This is a genomic window from Neobacillus sp. C211, assembly GCF_051842875.1.
In the GTDB taxonomy this organism is placed as follows: Bacteria; Bacillota; Bacilli; order Bacillales; family Cytobacillaceae; genus Neobacillus.
In genome coordinates this window covers 94,417-112,384 of sequence record NZ_JBPXRO010000006.1, presented here as the reverse complement: position 1 = coordinate 112,384, position 17,968 = coordinate 94,417, and the positions used below count along the sequence as shown (strand labels likewise).

Genomic DNA, 17,968 nt, shown 5'->3' with positions numbered 1-17,968 from the left:
AATGGATGCTAGCATGTTTGCAGTAAAAAGCACCCAGTTGTGATACATATTCCCCTTCAGTTCGTTCCCTTCATGTATAGCAACTGGTTAAACCATAGTTGGCATAAATAGTAAACCGCATAGGCTGCATAACTGCCGATGATGAAAATCGTAACGGGATATAAATAGAATAGAGAAGTCCCCGCCCCAACAATAATTAATAAAAGAATCGTTAAGACCGGGTTCATAAGGGAAAAGAGAAAGGCATTTCGAATAACGTGCTTAAAGCTTAGTTCAAAATGGACCATAATCGGAAATAGATAAATGGAGATCGAACTAAACAACAAAATGCCAATGACTAAGATGATATACAGAATGAGGTGACCAACAGAACTGCTTGGATCTATAAGCCTATAATCAAAATATAAGAAACAGGCAAGTACCGACCACATAATCGAGATAATAAAGCTTTGTTTGAAATTTCCTTTAAAAATTTTTAAAAAGCTTTTTAAAATACTTTCTGTTTCCTTTTGTAAAATTCGTTTGCGGATAACGCCAAACATGGCTGCTGTTGCAGGAAAAAAGGTTATTAAGGGGAGCGAAGTAATGACCCATAGTAAATTTAATAGAAATAAATCTACCATTGTATTCAAGGTATTAAATAATCTGTTGTTTAAACCATTCATTAATTTCATTCCCCCTATTACCTTTTCACTACATTATCGCCAAGTAGATTTTAACGAATAAATCTCTAACGAGTGTAACTTTATTTCTCCACGTTTTACATAGAGCTCCAATTGCTTATTTTCTTGATTTGGGAAGATTAAGTCCGTTATGACGGACTTTCCATTATTTCCAAACAATTCTACAGACGACTGGTCAACAAAAACATGTAGAGTGATCTTATTATTTTCTGGAAGTAGATAGCACTCATGTTTTCCTGCAAAGGCCTCATGGAAAGCAGCCTCTCCCGAATTAGTTCGATCTATAAATAATGTTTGGTTTTCTACATCAAATCCAATAATTGTTTCTTCATTGGCTCCCTTACAAACCTTGAACCCAAATTCCGTTGCGGTTCCAATTTCAAACTCGGCAATGATTTCGAATGTGTTACTATTCACATTTTCCAAAAGATTTTTACCGGGTACAACCACTTCGTTTTGAATTAATATTTTTTCATCACGAATACCTTGTAACTCACGAACCGGTTTTTGTACAAGCCGAATCCCTTCTTCGGTTTTCTTTAGCTCAAGTACTCTAGGAATCGTCATCGCACTTCGCCATTCTTTTGTAGGAGTAACATTTGCATATTGCCAGTTGCTCATCCAGCCAATATAAATCCTTCTTCCGTCTTTAGCTGGAACATCGGACCAGCTAACGCCCGCATAATTATCGCGTCCATGATCAATCCAAAGGGTCGTTTCTGGTTTGTAATTGTTGAAAAATGTTTTACCATCAAAATCGCCAATAAAATATTGCGTTCTGGATCCTTCTTCATATTTTGGATCATTGCCAATGCTGACAAATAGCGCCCATTTTTTCTGATTGGAATCCCCATCAACAGGTAATTCAAAAAGGTCGGGACACTCCCAGACACCCTGATGTGAGCCATGTCCTTCTCCAAATTCACTGGCAAACTCCCATGAAGTTAAATTTTGGGAAGTATAAATTCTAACCGTTTGACCTGCGGCTAATACCATGACCCATTGGTTAGTTTCACGATGCCAGAACACTTTTGGATCACGAAAATCTGTGATACTTTCTTCTTGGAGAACAGGGTTCTTCTCATATTTTACCCATGTCCGCCCATTATCCTTGCTATAGGCAAGACTCTGCCTTTGTCGTGGACGGTCCGAATCAGGGTATGTATCAGCATGAGTAAAAATCGCCACTAACCCTGATTCCCCTCCAAAGAAACCGCTTGTGTCATTCCAATCCACGACTGCACTCCCCGAAAAAATCGTTCCATGCTCATCGGGAGCCAAACCAATCGGGAGGTGTTCCCAGTGAACAAGATCGCTGCTTACCGCATGTCCCCAATGCATCGGGCCCCATGTAGTTCCATTGGGATGATATTGATAAAACAAATGATATTCTCCGTTATAATACACCATCCCATTCGGGTCATTCATCCAGTTTCTTTCCGGAGAGAAGTGAAACTGCGGACGATATTTTTCTGTATAATACTGTTTTGTTTCCAGTACGTTATTATTCATTTCTTACACTCTTCCTTTCTCAGGAACTCTTTTTTTAGGCTTTGTTAAGGTTTGCTGTTGATTATTTCAGTTAAACTATTTACTATGAGTAATAATTACAGGCTCAATCTTGTTTTCGTCATAATAAAGAGTCTTTGCTGTTGATAAAGATTGAGAATGGTATATGGTTTTTTGCAACATGATGATTTTTCCATCTAATTGCTGACTAATTTTTATTACACGTGGATCAGAAATGCCCTTCCTCTTTGCTAATTCGTACATACTCTGGCGAAATTCATCTATAGTCTCCCGTAAAGCTGATACAGTCCCCAAAACCATTGATTTTATTTCCTTTCCACAGTTCATCGAATATTGTTAATATATAAAAACTAATCTATCTATATAAAACCAGCACAGACTTTTACCCTCCACCCAAAATCAACACTAGCCTTTAACAAAGCCTTTTTTTAAAAACCTTTCAACCTGATCGATGGTTGGAATACTGGGAATTCCACCTTTTCCGAATGACCGGAGGGTGTGAAATCAATTAAAACTTCTCCTAAAGCCGTGACATCAAACATGTACATCATCCGATTTCTTATTTTTTGAAAAGAAAAGCCAGACGAGAAAGAATATCTGGCTTTATATTGGGATTATTGTTTGTTATAGCGGTCTAATCCTTTTTGGTAAACTTTCATTAATTTATCAAGACCCATATCATTTAATTGCTTCACATACGCATCCCATTCCTTCTCAATTCCTCCCTCGATCAACCATTGAGCTTCTTTTTGCTTCACAAAGGCTTTAATTTCCGGCTCAATCGTATTAATCACTTCAAGCTCTTCAGGGCTAAAGAAGATGGATGGATAGCTTTCATGTTCCATATGTGGTTTATAATACTGGTCAAGAATTTGTAATCTTTCCTTTGCTCTTGGCTCCATGTCTACAACTTTGCCAAAGTGCTCCTTTAAGACTACAAACGGACCGCCCGGAGCAACTTTTTGACGTAATTCACCCATTGCTACGCCTGCTGGAAGCTCTTTATTCACTAACATGCCATTCGCATCTTCCTCGTAAATTTCACCAATTGGGCCCCAGTTAATTTGTGCTGACATTTTTGGCTCATATAATTGGTCAACCCAGCGCATCGTAATCTCAGGGTTTTTGTTAGCTGAGGTAATCACAAAGGCATCTCTTCCATATTCGGAATAGTTGGAACGTCCAATCACAATTTTGCCATCTTTCCCTTTTAATGGCGGTAATACGACATAATCTTTAACTCGATCCGGTCCAACTACTTCCGTATTTTCCCACCAAATGAACGAGCCTAGTGTTGGATTCTGTGTTTTCCCTTTGGCAAACAGCTGCTCCGTCTTTTGGGTTACGACCTCAGGGTCAATTAAACCTTCTTTTACCCAGCCGTTATAATACTTAATGGCTTCTTTAAACTCTGGCTGAACCGCAGCATAAAGGACTTTTCCATCTCTTACAATACGGTGGTCAGCTTCAAATGGAGCATCCGGCATTCCGAATAAACCAATTAAATCTCCTTCATTACCGCACCAGCCGTTATACCAGAAAGTCAACCCAATTTCATCTTTCTTACCGTTTCCGTTCGGATCCTTCTCTTTAAATGCTTTTAACACATCATGGTATTCCTCTAATGTTGTCGGCATTTTTAGGCCAAGCTTATCTAACCATGCTTTGTTGATGAACATAATATTTGGCATACCGATTAGATCCATTTCCTCAGCACGCGGAAGGGAATAAATATGCCCATCTGGTGCGGTTACAACCTTTTTCAACTCTGGTCTCTCTTCAAATAGTTTCTTTAAATTTGGTGCATATTTGTCGATTAAATCCTCTAATGGGATAATGGTGCCGTTCTGACCATATTGGGCGAGATCATGATCAGAAAAGCCTGATGAATAGAACGCATCTGGCAGGTCACCGCTTGCCAGCATTAAATTTTTCTTTTCTTGATATCCATCTCCAGGGATATTATTCCATTTAATTTGAACGTTCGTTGCTTTTTGAAGTCGGTCAAAAATCACCATTTTCGAATAGTCAGGTGCCAGAGCTGCTTTTGGTGAAACAATGTTTAACGTAACCTGTTTGTCGACAATCGGTAAACCTGTTTTATGAAAGGCAGCATCTGCTTTTTTCTCGGAACTGGCAGAATCACTGTTTGAACAGCCAGTTAATACGAATGAAGCACTTAATCCTAAAACCAAGACAAGCGCCATGCTCTTTTTCTTGTTTTTCCGAACATTTTTCTTGATTGATTTCAACATTTGTTTTTCCCCCTATTAGATCGATTAAATGGATGGCAAACTATAAATGACGTCGACCACCACCCCTTATTACAAATCATTTCGATTAACCTTTAATTCCACCGATCATAACACCCTTGACAAAGTATTTTTGAACAAATGGATAGACGATTAAAAGCGGGATGGAAGCAACAATAATCACACCGTATTTAATTAGCTCAGACACTCTTTGTTTTGCGGCCAAGGAGTCCAAATCACTGATCATCATTGTGGATGCCTGATTTTGAATTAAAATGTTTCGTAAAATCAATTGCAACGGATATAAATTTTCATTATTTAAATAGATTAAAGCATCAAAATAGGAGTTCCAGTGTCCAACGGCATAGAATAACACCATGACAGCGACAATCGGTTTTGATAACGGCAGAACAATCTTCCAGAAAAATTTCGCATCGGAACATCCATCTATTTTGGCTGCTTCTAATAACTCACCAGGAATAGAAGACTCAAAAAACGTTTTAGCTACTATCACGTTCCAGACAGCTACAGCTTTCGGCAGGATCAACGCCCACATTGTATTTAGCAAACCCAGATTCTTAACAACCAGGTATGTAGGAATGAGTCCGCCTGAGAAAAACATCGTCATGAGGAATAAAAACATAATCACATTTCTTCCATATAAATCTTTTCTTGATAATGCATAGGCAGCCATTAAGGTAAAAGAAACGTTTACAATCGTACCAACCACCGTATACATGATGGAGTTCTTATAGCCCAGCCAAATCTTGCTGTCTCCAAAGATTCGCTGATACCCTTCAAGGGTCAGCTCTTTCGGCAATAGCCATACCTTTCCTTCGTAAATCATGTTTGGGTCACTGATAGAGGCAATTACAATAAAGTACAATGGATAGACTACCAATAGTAAGATGATCGCGACCAGAAAAAAGTTAATAATATCAAAGACCTTATCTTCCTTCGATTTTCTTGTCATTCTCTTATTCTTTAAAGCTAATAAACTCATTTATGCTGCACCTCCTGTTACCATAATCCTGTTCCGGATAATTTTTTCGCAAACTTATTTACTAAGAATAATAAAACTAAGTTAATCACTGAATTAAACAATCCTACTGCGGAAGCAAAACTATATTGCGCCTGCTGTAACCCCATCTTATAAACATAGGTTGGGATAATCTCTGCTGCCGGCTGGTTCATTGGTGTTTGTAACAGGTAGGCCTTTTCAAAACCAATATTCATAATGTTACCAACGTTTAGAATTAATAGAATAACAGCCGTTGGCATAATCGCCGGAATATCCACATGAAAAATCCGCTGCCACTTATTTGCTCCATCCATTACCGCAGCCTCATGCAGTTCAGGGCTGACTCCTGCAAGCGCTGCCAGATATATAATCGCGGCCCATCCGGTTTCTTGCCAAACGCCTGAGGCAATATACAATGGTTTAAACCAATCAGGTTTTGCCATAAACGAAATCGGATCGCCGCCAAAAATCAGGATTAAGTTATTAATAAGCCCATTGTTTGAAAAGAAGACATAAATCATACCCGCTAAAACAACTACTGATATAAAATGCGGCGCATAAACAACTGTTTGAATAAAACGTTTGTACTTATCACTTCTAATTTGGTTCATCATGAGAGCTAGAAAAATTGGAAGCGGAAAACCAACGATTAGTTGTATAACGCTAAGACCAAGCGTGTTTTTGATAAGGGTCCAAAATTGATAAGATTCAAAAAATCGCTCAAAGTGTTTAAATCCAACCCACGGACTTCCCATAATTCCTTTTGTTGCCACAAAATCTTTAAAAGCAATTAATATTCCATACATCGGGACATAATGGAAAACAATAAAATAAACTAAAGCGGGTAAAAGAAATAAATAGAGCTGATAATTACTCAAGATTTTTTTTAGTTTTGATGCTTTTTTTACTTGGATGGGTGAATCGATTACCGAATTTGCTTGCCTAACCACTTCCATATCCTTGCCTCACTTTCAACAATGTTTTTTTGTTTTGTCTAACTTTTCAATTGAAACGTTTCCAACAATAGCTAAAAAAATTTGTGTTATCTAAACCTTTTCTTCCTCTCTCTACATCATAGGTATTCGATAAATCTCTTACTTGAACGTTTCATTGAAACGTTTCCAAAAAGAGTTAAAAAAATTATATATCTAAGGTTCCTCCCTCTCTGTAACGAGAGGCATTCGATAAATCCTTATCCTCCAGCGTTTCAATTGAAACGTTTCCAACGAAGAGTTAAAAAAATTGCAAATAATACCTAAGTTGTTTCGCCCTCTCTGTACATGACAGGGATTCGATAAATCTCTTGCTCCAATGCTTCACCTTCAATCTTTCTTAAGAGAAGCTTTACAGACATTCTTGCCATTTCTTCAACCGGCTGCCGGATCGTTGATAGAATTGGATGAAACAGCTTATTATCCTGAATTCCATCATAACCAATTACTTTTACATCCTCTGGAGTTCGTATTCCATGTTGTTTGGCTTTATCAATATATTTGGCGGCTAGCAGGTCAGTATTTGCAAATATGCCGGAAACATTATGATGTTCTTTTATTTTAAAGAAATTTTCGAAGTATTTTTCATCATTAAAAACAGCATCAAGCTCCTCGTAGATGATATATTCGATACCTTGAGCCTCTGCTTCATCGATGAATCCTTTTTTCCGAAGTTCAACCTCACTATAAACATCACTATAGGTTGCAAGATATGCGGCTTTTTTAGTTCCCGCTTTGACAAGCTCTCTTACGGCAATGCGGCCGCCAGTGTAGTTATCCGAGGTTACGCATGTGATTTTTTTTCCAAAATGGCGGTCAATGCTGATAATCGGAATATCAGTACTCACACTATCTTCGATGTCATTGTAAGTGATTCCAATAATGCCTGCTACTTTATTCTGATTGAGCATATCTAAATAATAAAGCTCTTTGTCGGGTCTGCCCCCACTATTGCAAAGCATCAATTTATACCCTTCTCGGTCAAGCTCATCTTCGATATAATAGGCGAGTTCTGAGAAAAATGGATGCCATACACTCGGAAGCAACAGCGCAACCATTGTTGATTTTTGCATTTTAAAATTTCTTGCTACTTCGTTTGGAATATAATTTAATTGTTTGATCGCAGCATTCACTTTCTCCCGTGTTTCGTTCCTTACATTCGGATGATTGTTAATGACTCGTGAAACAGTGCCAACTCCAACTCCTGCCAGGTCTGCAACATCTTTTAAACTTGGCACTACAACTACCTCCAATATTAAAGCGATTTCATAAACTTATGATATCTCTACTTTGGAAACGTTTCAACGTTTCCATGAACCTATAATATCACCATTTTGGAAACGTTTCAACGTTTTTTAAAAAAATAAATTAATTTTTCTGATTTCTTTTTTTAAGATAGAATGTATTTTTTTAATGCCTCTGCTACACCGTCCTCATCATTGGAAAGTGTGATATCATTAGCAATTTGTTTCACTTGTTCCGGTGCATTTCCCATGGCAATTCCAAGTCCCGCAAATTCAATCATATTCATATCATTATAGTTGTCGCCTATTGCGATAATCTCGTTTTTTAGGATATCAAACTCTTTGCATAAAAATTCAATGGCAGAAGTTTTGGTTGTATGTTTGGGCATTATTTCTAAGTAGGTAGGTTTTGAAGGATAAATATTTAAATGATTAGAAAGATATTCTTTCATTTTTGTATCCAATTGTTGGATATCTGGGGATTCAGCCATACATAAAATTTTATTAGGTCCAGTCCTTTCTTGCTCCCAAATAGTAAATAGGTTACTAAAATCGGAAATAGCAGGAGTAATATTCGTAATTTCACTCTCTTGTTTCGCCCAATCATCCATTTTTTCTATATACCATTCATCATCCTTGTATAAACTGATATGGATGCCGATACTTTTGACAATGTTATACACCTGCTTAACATCTAAAACTGGTATCGTAATGTTTAATAGTGTATCACGATTATTCCAAATTAACGCACCGCTGTAACAAATAATGGGCTGTACGATATTTAACGCTTGCTGCAAGAACTTTATCCCTTTAGGCATTCTTGCAGAAACTAGGATGACTGGAATTTGTTTTTCATTAGCAACTTTCTGGATTACTTGTTTCGTTTTTTCCGTAATCTCATGCCTGGAATTCAGTAATGTCCCATCAATATCCAAACATACCATTTTGAAATTACCCATATGAATCCCCCTAGTCCTTAATAAAATATTTTTAGTCGGAATTTATAACAAGTGTCTAAGTTTTTAGTAAGCTAATATATCAATTATATCGTCGATTTAAAGATCATGAATATATTGTCAATAAAAATTGGTTTTCTTCTTTAAGGTAACTAATTTTGTCCTTTTACATTTATGAACTGACACAAATCTCATTACCGCGCTGTGAATGGTATAGCTTCCAGTAATACTCCTTACGCCTAATTAATTCGTCATGGGATCCCTCCTCTATGATTCTACCTTTTTCAATGAAAAGAATACGGGTTGCGTTTTGAATCGTCGAAAGCCGGTGGGCGATAATAAAGGATGTTCTGCCTTTCAGTAACGACTCCAGTCCTTTTTGCAAGGCCAGCTCCGTTTCCGTATCGATCGATGATGTCGCTTCATCGAGGATTAAAATTTTCGGATCGGCCAATAGTGCCCTGGCAAAAGAGATCAGCTGCCTCTGTCCATTAGAAAGACTTGTGCCTCTCTCATTTACTTCGGTTTGATATCCATCCTTAAAACGGCTGATAAACTGATGAGCCTGCACCGCTTTTGCAGCCTCCAACACTTCTTCATCTGTCGCATCCAGCCGGCCATAGCGGATATTATCCATAATCGTTCCCGAAAAAACAAACGGATCTTGGAGCATGATTCCCATTTGCTTCCTAAGTGATGGGATCGTTACCGTCTTAATATCAATCCCGTCAATTTCAATTTTCCCACTATTAATATCATAAAAACGACTAATCAAGCTTACGATCGTGGTTTTCCCTGATCCTGTTGCACCGACAAGAGCGATCCTTTCACCTGGATTTACCTTGAAATTAATATTGTTGAGGGTTTTCCCCTCTTTCTCATACCCAAAAACAACATTCTTATATTCAACCATTCCTTGAATTTCGGGAAGCTGAGCAGCATTTGGAGCATTGTTTACCGTTGGCTTTTCATCCATCAATTCAAAAATTCGTTCCAAATAGGCCATCGCATTAATGATGGCATTATAAAAATTCCCGATGTTCGCTAAAGGCATCCAGAACATCCATATATAGCCTATAAAAGCAACCAGTGAACCAACCGTGATCCCGTGACCGATCATCGCTATGCCGAGAATGTAGATAAACGAAACCGTTAAGACGGAAATATTCTCAATGAAAGGCCATAGCAGAAATTGTATTTTCACTGCCTTCATCCATGAGCCTCGATAGCTCTCAGCCACTTCACCAAAAATACGTTTATTTTCTTCCTCTCTGGAAAAGGCTTGAGTAACCTTAATTCCATTAATACTTTCATGAATATATGCATTCATATTGGATTGCTTGTTACTTAAAGTTTGCCAGGTTTTCCGCTGGGCATTTTTTATAAAAAATATCACTGCGGCCAGTAATGGAAAAGCAGCCATGGCATACAGCGTAAGTTTTACATCAATCGATAACATAAAACCGAGAATAACAAACAGGCTGAAAAGATCGGTGATCAAATTAATGATTCCATTTGAAAGCAAATCACTTAAAGAATTAACATAGTTTACAACTCTCACTAAAATTTTTCCATGCGGCCTGCTATCGTAAAAAGAGAATGATAGTTTTTGCAAATGAGTAAATAAATCTTTCCTAATATTTTGGATGATACTCTGTCCAGTATCAGTCATGATTCGAATCCGATATTTCATACAGAACCCGCTAATCAACAGGGCGATTACGTAAATACCCGCAAGAATGAATAAGCCCCCAACGTCTTTGTTTGGGATTTTCACGTCAATGGCTTGTTTAATCAAATACGGCCCGATTAAATTCGCACCGCTGGCGATCAGCATCATGAAAACGGTAAAAAGGATCTTTTTTTGGTGAGGCTTTATATAAATTAATAACCGTTTAAATTGTATAACGCTAAATGGTGACTCTAACTCTTCATCGACATCAAATTTATTTCGTGCCATTGATATAGATCACTTCCTTACCATGGTGGAGTTCTTCAAAATTCCCATATTGATTTTTAAACACGTTAGCGTAGTAGCCCTTTTTCTTAAGCAGTTCTTCATGCTTCCCTCTTTCAATAATCCTTCCATTATCCATAACAAGAATCAAATCCGCCTCTTTAACAGATGTAATCCGATGGGCAATAATGAAACAGGTTTTATCCTGATGGATAGACTTCAACGTTTTTTGAATACGAAGTTCGGTTTCCATATCGACACTTGAGGTTGTATCATCAAGGATGAGAATCGACGGATCTTTCAGAATCGCCCGTGCCAAAGCAATCCGCTGCCTTTGCCCCCCGGAAAGCCCTACCCCTCGTTCACCAATGATTGTTTCGTAACTATCAGGCAGCTCAATAATAAAGTTGTGTGCCTCTGCCATTTTCGCAGCCGTTTGAACGGATTCTATCGACGCTTCAGGATTTCCATAAGCGATATTTCCTTCAATCGTATCTGAAAAAAGGAAAATATCCTGCATCACCATGGCCATGCTTTCCCGTAATTTGTGGATATCCCATTCCTTCACATCAATTCCGTCCACGCTTACTTCTCCACTGTCCGTATCATAGAATCTGCTCAGAAGATTCACTAATGTTGATTTTCCGGCACCAGTCGGCCCAATAATTCCAATCGTTTGACCTGGCATGACTTTAAAGGTAATATCCTCCAACACCGACTCTTCACCATAACTAAAGGAGACTTGTTTGAAATCAACGATCCCTTTGAAATTTTCCACGTTCTTTTTATTGACAGCATTGGTGATTTTCGGTTCTTCATTTAATAATTCTTCCACTTTTTCAGCAGAAGCAATAAACCGCTGAACATCATTTATCAACCAGCCGGCCATCCGCATCGGATTATTTAGCGCCCATATCAAGGAATTGAACGTAACTAATTCTCCAAGAGAAATAGACTTATTAATTACCATAATCCCACCAACTACGATCATGACAACTGTTAACACCCCTGCAAGTGAATCAAGTACGGGCAAGTACTTTTCCCATACTCTTGCCGAGTTAAGATTCTTTTCCTTGAAACCTGTATTTTCTACTGAAAATTTTTCTATTTCATAATCTTCCTTGGCAAAGGCTTTTACCACTCGATTGCCGCCGATATTCTCCTGCACCACTGAATTCAGCCTGGCAAACTGTTCCCGAATCGCTGAAAAAGTGGGCTTTACAGTATAGGTTAAACGAAAAGCAAAGAATCCAATAATCGGTGTTACGGCGAGCATGACCAAAGCTAACCGCGGATTTAGAGCAAACATGAAGCCAATGGCAAACAGGAAAATGGTAACATTTTCAAAAATAATATAAATAGCCCACGCAGTAAAATGCCTGACTGCTTCCAAATCCCCAGTCATGCGCGCCATGGCATCTCCCACTTTTGTTCGATCATAAAAACTAAAATCCAATTGATGAAGACGAGTATACAACTCTTCCCTTATCGTAAATATTACATTTTGCGAAATCCGCTCAAACATTAATTGATACCTATACCGAATCACTGTCTTGGTTATGGTTACACCAATCATTAATCCCAACAGGGGCCATAATAAATCATTCTGATGTCCATAAATGACCTTATCGATGATTTTACCTGCAATATAGGGATTAAACATATTTAGTAACGAAACAACTAGAACGAGAGAAAGACCAAAGAATAATTTAACTCGGTAATTCCGCATATACCCCCATACCCAACGTATACTATGCATGTATTTACTTCTCCTTCCTATAGTTCATAAAAACTAAAGTGAAAAGCCCTCCTTTAATTAAGAAAGGGCTGTACCTAATTTACTAACCTATTTCTTTTATCTCAATCCTTTAAGTTCCGGTGTTATGATTGATTTCATCTCTTCCAGAACGGTATCTTCATAGGCATGTTTTTTCCCATTAAGTATGTCTTGAACTTTAACGGGCTGGCCGATTGTTGCAGATTCAAGAGCAGCAAATACAACTCCTAATGCTTCCAGGCCTCTCATCGCACTCGAAATAGGTGTTTTATTTTCAGCAATGGCTTCCCATAATTCTACATAGGAATGAGCGAATGGATGTTCAACGATATTCGGGGCAAACCGCTCAATCAATTCCGGCATCAGAATTTTTTTCCCATCTTCAAGAGTTGCATGAAGCCCAGGGCGAAGGCATCCCTTACTTCCATAAATCCACACACCTCCGGTCCCTTCTCCATGGGCTGATGTAGCACACATCCAATGACCGAGTCCTCCATTTGTAAACTTGAAGACCGTAACGGCCGTGTCTTCTCCCGTAGGTTTGACCGTAACATTCCCATTACTTAATTCTTTTTCAAAAATTTCCGTATAGGCAAAAACTTCATCAATCGAACCATTAATCTCAGTAAAAAAGTGAGTTCTATGAACTCCATGATCATTGATCCAGCCCGCCCCTGCTTGACCTTTCATATGACGCCATGGCGTACCGGCGAAAAATCCGCGATTCAATGTAACAGTTGCATAATCAATTATTAAAGATACGCGACCAATCAGACCTTCTTTTACTGCCTCAGCAATTGCAACATTTTCTGCCCCTAATACGCTGGGTTCGGATAATGTTAAGACTCTATTATACTTTTTTGCATCAGCGATCATTTTCCGGCCAAAAGACGGGGAAATGGAAAGCGGCTTTTGCATTTGTACATGAACCCCTGCTGCAAAGCAATCTTCTGCTACTGTATGATGCAAATCATGATTGATCAGGATGGATACGGCATCTAATTGTTCTTTTTCCAACATCAAACGATATTCCGTATAGACTGCAGGACGGTTGCCTAACCGCTTTTCCACCTCTGAAGCAAACTGCTCAGCCCTTTCCTGCTGAATATCACAAACCGCTGACAATTCAAATGTTTCAATCCCGTTTCTTTTTAACTCTTTCAACCCTTCAACATGTGCCATCGCAATAACACCACAACCAATAAAACCTAGTTTCATTAGACACTCTCCCTTAAACTTATAAAATTGACTGACTTAAAGACTTTTAATCAGCGTATCTTTAAAACTGTTTATTTCCACTTGGGTCGGCAGGGCAGAAATGGCCCCTACTTTCGTGCAGACCATCGCTCCCACTTTATTACTAAAGGAAATGATTTGTTTTAGGTGTGCGAAGTCTTCTAAAACACTTTTCGGTTCTTCTGTTTTCGCCAGCTGGTAAAGCGTTGCTCCTACGAAAGCATCCCCGGCACCAGTAGAATCGATTGCATCAACTACAATACTAGGGATGGTTTCGATGTGATGGTCATTTGAAATCAATGTCCCTTCTTTCCCTAACGTAACGGCTACTGCTATTGCCCCTATTTGATGAAAGGAAGCGATTCCTTCTGTTAAATTATCTGCTCCCGAGATAATCTTTAATTCATCATCACTGACTTTGACAAAATCAGCGATCGCAATTCCCTTTCTTACCAACTCTACAAATTGTTCTCTTCTTCCCTTCCAAAGGTCATGTCTAAAGTTAGGGTCAAATGAGATAAATTTTCCTTTATTTTTGGCATCCTGCATTAAATTTAAATAAGTGGTTTGAAATGGATTATCCAATAAAGCGGTCGCTGAGCCAAAATGTAGAATACTAGATTCCATTATTCTTTCTTTATCCAGATCGTTCTCCGTTAAGAAAGCATCTGCGCCACGGTTAAAAACAAAATCCCTTTCCCCATTTGCTTTTAACGAAACAAATGCTAATGTTGTTGGATGCTCATCATCGAGCACAAGCATGGAGGTATCGACATTCACTTCATCTAATGTTTTCTTTAAAAAAAGTCCGAATGGATCATTGCCAACCTTTCCACTGAAAGAAGCTTGGCCTCCCAATTTCACAATCGCTGCACAAACATTAGCAGGCGCTCCCCCTGCCTGTTTTACAAAATTTTGACCCTCGATTAAATCTATATCCACATCGGTACAGAAAAAATCGATTAACAATTCTCCGATACAAATGACTGATGAATTGTTTTTCATTTTATCTCAACCGTCCTTTCAAATTGTTCTATATAGTAACTTGTTCATGGCCTTGCAAAAACAAAGCTCTAACCTTTGATTAGAGCTTTGCCTAAAAATAAAGTCATTTCCCCCAAATGGAATCTAGTTCTGTTAGTTTTAATGAAGACACTCGGATATTTCCTTCGTTTGAAAATAAAACAATTTTCTCATATGGTTGGTTTGGAAAGATTAAGCTAGTAAAAGCTACCTTTCCATCATTTGCAAATACCTCTATTGATGAAGTATCAATAATAATTTGCAGATTTTCCAATTTCACATAGGCTTCTTGTACAGCCGGGAAAGATTCTGAAAAACTATTATCTCCAGCTTTCGTCCGGTCGACTAGTAGCATTTCCTTTTCTGCATCATAACGAACCACTGTTTTTACATCTTCAGAGTTTTGAAAAACAATACCAAAAGAATTTGAAGTTTGGTTTTCAAGTTGAATGCTCACTTCCATTAATGGACTGAACATGTTAAAGATTGCAGGTTGGTTTGCTTCAACCGTAAGGTCTTGATAAACCTCTGAACTTTTTCGAATTGTCTCGATTTCCGCTGCCACTTTTTGTATCAAGCGAACTCCAGCCTTATTGGAAGTTAACGATAATTCTCTTGGTAATGTCATCGCACTCCGCCATTCTTCAGTTGGTACTTGATTTGCGTAACGCCAATTACTCATCCATCCAATATAAATTCTTCTTCCATCTTTAGATGGGATATCTGACCAGCTTACCCCAGCATAATTATCCCGGCCATAATCTAACCAGAGAACTGTTTCATCAAGATTATTATTTACAAATGTAGTTCCGTCAAAATCACCTACAAAATATTGTGTTCTTGATCCCTCTTTGAATTCATGGTTATCACCTATGCTGACAAACATGACCCATTTTTGATTGTTTTCATCCCCATCTACTGGCAATTTAAACAGGTCTGGGCATTCCCAAACGCCATCATGTGAACCAGCATGACTTCCAAATTCACTAGCAAACTCCCAATCTTTTAGGTTAGCCGATGTATAAATGGTAACGGATTGTCCAGTAGCTAATACCATCACCCATTTATTCGTTTCTTCATGCCAAAAAACCTTTGGATCACGATAATCGGTAATGTTTACATCAGAAAGTACGGGATTTCCTTCGAATTTGGTCCATGTTCTTCCATTGTCGGTACTATAAGCAAGACTTTGACGCTGACGCGGCCTGTCGGAATCTGGATAGTTATCCGCACTTGTATAAATGGCAACCAACCCAGGTCCATTCTGGAATAATCCTGATGTATTATTCCAATCCACTACTGCACTTCCAGAGAAAATTTCACCATGCTCATCTGGATATAGCGCAATCGGCAGCTGTTCCCAATGAATTAGATTTTTACTAACCGCATGCCCCCAGTGCATTGGGCCCCATGTGGTCCCAAATGGGTGGTATTGATAAAAAAGGTGATACTCATTATTAAAAAAGACCATTCCATTCGGGTCGTTCATCCATTTTTCTTCAGGTGAAAAATGAAACTGCTGACGATATTTTTCTTTATATAGTTGTTTCATCATTTGTCGCTCCTTTTGATATTTAGATAATGGAATATACCTATTATTTCGAAACAAGGCTGTACGTACTGCCTGTACTGTACAGCCTCAGCCAACCGTTTATTTTGTGTTCCTGTCGTATCCTGCTTGTTTAATCTTTAACCACTCTTGTAATCCTAAGCGGTCTAATTCTTTCAAATATCCATCCCATTCTTTTTCCACTTTTCCATTTTGAATCCATTCGGCCCGTTTTCTCATAACGAAAGCAAACATATCCGTTTCAATTGTTGTAAGTTTATCGCTATCTTCTAATGAGAAGAATACTCTTGGATAAATATTTTCTGCGGTCATATGAGGAGTCATAACTTCCTTCATTAATCCTAATCTCCATGCAGCATCATCTGGTTTTGTGGTAACTTTTCCATAATACTCATCTAAAATCGCTAATGGTCCGCCGATATTTGTTTTTTGTCTTAATTCCACTGGTGCTGTACCTGATAAAGGTAAATGTTTTAGCATTCCTGCTGCTTCATCTAATTCAAAGATATTTTGTTGGGTTTTATCACCATACGTACCCCAGTTATCTTGAACTGATTGTTTTGGTTCATATAATTGATCAATCCATTTTGCAGTCAGTTCAATGTTCTTATCCGAACTTGTGATAACCATTCTGCCTCTATCAAATCCCATTCCATTGGTTCTGGCTACATTCACTTGGCCATCTGGACCAGCTAGCGGCTTCATTAGGTCATATTTGTCATTCATACCAGTAATATTGGCTTTATCCCAAGTGAAATATAAACCATAACGATTATCTTTGCCTTTTGCTAGATACGTGTTCCAATCTTGTTCAAACGCTTCAACATCGATTAGACCTTCTTTATATAACTCATTGAGAAATTTCATTCCCTCTTTATATCCTTTATCTGATGCTGTAAACGTAACTTTACCATCATTGCTTACAACCGTATGATCCCAGTTTTCACCAAGGCCAAACGATCCAAATAAGAATGCTAAGTCTTCCCCGCCTGCTTGCTTACCAATAAACGACATTGGGATTTCATCCGCTTTTCCGTTGCCATTGGGATCTTTTGTTTTAAAGGCAATCAATACTTGCTTTAATTCTTCTGTGTTTGTCGGCATTTTTAACCCTAATTTATTTAACCATTCCACATTGATCCATGGGAAATCATCAACCGAGTGAATACTTTCTTTTCCTGAACCTAACTCCTCAATCCATGGGAAAGAGTAAATATGTCCATCAGGAGCAGTCATCATTGCTTTATATTCAGGTGCTGCTTCCAAAACCTTTTGGAGGTTAGGCATGTACTTCTCTATTAAATCTTCCACAGGAACAATCGCACCATCTTTTGCAAGTTTTAATAGATCATGGTCATTAAAACCTGCATCGAGGATGGCATCTGGCAGATCACCGCTTGCCATTGCCAGGTTTCTTTTTTCAATAAAAGCATCGGAGGTATAGTTTTTCCACTTAATATGAACGCCCGACTGCTCTTCTAACCGCTTATAAATTAATTTTTTATTAGGGTCAGCTGGAGCTAAAGGCGAGCTTTGTGTCATAAAGTTCAATGTCACTTTTTCCTTTAAAGGGAAAGAAACATCCTTTAATTTATACTCTTTTGATGATGCAGTTTCACTTTTGCCACTGTTACTACAGCCTGAAACTAGTAATATCGTAGCAAGTGATGCAGCCATAACTTTTTTTACATTTTTCATATCATTACCCTCCTAAATATTGTGTGTAA

At 38.2% G+C, this 17,968-nt stretch carries 14 protein-coding genes; all 14 read right to left on the bottom strand.

Annotation, left to right across the window (positions count from 1 at the left end; translation table 11 throughout):
* Nucleotides 1–56: 56 nt before the first annotated feature.
* The gene (locus ACSU6B_RS08185; protein WP_215014958.1) at nucleotides 57–665 is read right to left on the bottom strand and encodes a YesL family protein; all 609 of its coding nucleotides are present in this window, start codon (nucleotides 663–665) and stop codon (nucleotides 57–59) included.
* Nucleotides 666–698: 33 nt separating this feature from the next.
* Nucleotides 699–2,195, bottom strand: coding sequence for a glycoside hydrolase family 32 protein (locus ACSU6B_RS08180; RefSeq protein ID WP_410884235.1), 1,497 nt, complete (start codon nucleotides 2,193–2,195; stop codon nucleotides 699–701).
* A 75-nt stretch (nucleotides 2,196–2,270) separates the two neighbouring features.
* Nucleotides 2,271–2,513 (bottom strand): Spo0E family sporulation regulatory protein-aspartic acid phosphatase, encoded by a 243-nt coding sequence (locus tag ACSU6B_RS08175; RefSeq protein WP_410884233.1) that lies wholly within the window; start codon nucleotides 2,511–2,513, stop codon nucleotides 2,271–2,273.
* Nucleotides 2,514–2,827: 314 nt separating this feature from the next.
* A complete protein-coding gene (locus ACSU6B_RS08170) occupies nucleotides 2,828–4,420 on the bottom strand; it encodes an ABC transporter substrate-binding protein (RefSeq protein ID WP_410884367.1) in 1,593 nt (530 codons plus the stop codon).
* A 133-nt stretch (nucleotides 4,421–4,553) separates the two neighbouring features.
* The gene (locus ACSU6B_RS08165) at nucleotides 4,554–5,468 is read right to left on the bottom strand and encodes a carbohydrate ABC transporter permease (RefSeq protein ID WP_251033607.1); all 915 of its coding nucleotides are present in this window, start codon (nucleotides 5,466–5,468) and stop codon (nucleotides 4,554–4,556) included.
* 17 nt (nucleotides 5,469–5,485) lie between these two features.
* Complete coding sequence (locus tag ACSU6B_RS08160) at nucleotides 5,486–6,442, bottom strand: ABC transporter permease (protein ID WP_410884231.1); 957 nt, start codon at nucleotides 6,440–6,442, stop codon at nucleotides 5,486–5,488.
* 299 nt (nucleotides 6,443–6,741) lie between these two features.
* Entirely contained in the window at nucleotides 6,742–7,716 is a 975-nt protein-coding gene (locus ACSU6B_RS08155) for a LacI family DNA-binding transcriptional regulator (protein ID WP_410884229.1), read from the bottom strand.
* Nucleotides 7,717–7,868: 152 nt separating this feature from the next.
* The gene (locus ACSU6B_RS08150; protein ID WP_410884227.1) at nucleotides 7,869–8,681 is read right to left on the bottom strand and encodes a Cof-type HAD-IIB family hydrolase; all 813 of its coding nucleotides are present in this window, start codon (nucleotides 8,679–8,681) and stop codon (nucleotides 7,869–7,871) included.
* A gap of 169 nt (nucleotides 8,682–8,850) precedes the next feature.
* Nucleotides 8,851–10,638 carry an ABC transporter ATP-binding protein gene (locus tag ACSU6B_RS08145; RefSeq protein ID WP_410884225.1) on the bottom strand — a complete coding sequence of 596 codons (1,788 nt, stop codon included), beginning with the start codon at nucleotides 10,636–10,638 and terminating at the stop codon, nucleotides 8,851–8,853.
* Entirely contained in the window at nucleotides 10,625–12,394 is a 1,770-nt protein-coding gene (locus tag ACSU6B_RS08140) for an ABC transporter ATP-binding protein (RefSeq protein WP_410884223.1), read from the bottom strand. The genes ACSU6B_RS08145 and ACSU6B_RS08140 overlap by 14 nt, the downstream gene beginning before the upstream one ends.
* A 96-nt stretch (nucleotides 12,395–12,490) precedes the next feature.
* The gene (locus tag ACSU6B_RS08135; RefSeq protein WP_410884221.1) at nucleotides 12,491–13,630 is read right to left on the bottom strand and encodes a Gfo/Idh/MocA family protein; all 1,140 of its coding nucleotides are present in this window, start codon (nucleotides 13,628–13,630) and stop codon (nucleotides 12,491–12,493) included.
* Nucleotides 13,631–13,666: 36 nt separating this feature from the next.
* Entirely contained in the window at nucleotides 13,667–14,653 is a 987-nt protein-coding gene (locus tag ACSU6B_RS08130; protein WP_410884219.1) for a carbohydrate kinase family protein, read from the bottom strand.
* A 103-nt stretch (nucleotides 14,654–14,756) separates the two neighbouring features.
* On the bottom strand, nucleotides 14,757–16,226 hold the full coding sequence (locus ACSU6B_RS08125) for a glycoside hydrolase family 32 protein (protein ID WP_410884217.1): 1,470 nt from the start codon (nucleotides 16,224–16,226) through the stop codon (nucleotides 14,757–14,759).
* Nucleotides 16,227–16,322: 96 nt separating this feature from the next.
* Nucleotides 16,323–17,939: an ABC transporter substrate-binding protein gene (locus ACSU6B_RS08120; protein ID WP_410884215.1), complete on the bottom strand. Its 1,617-nt coding sequence runs from the start codon at nucleotides 17,937–17,939 to the stop codon at nucleotides 16,323–16,325.
* Nucleotides 17,940–17,968: the final 29 nt, after the last annotated feature.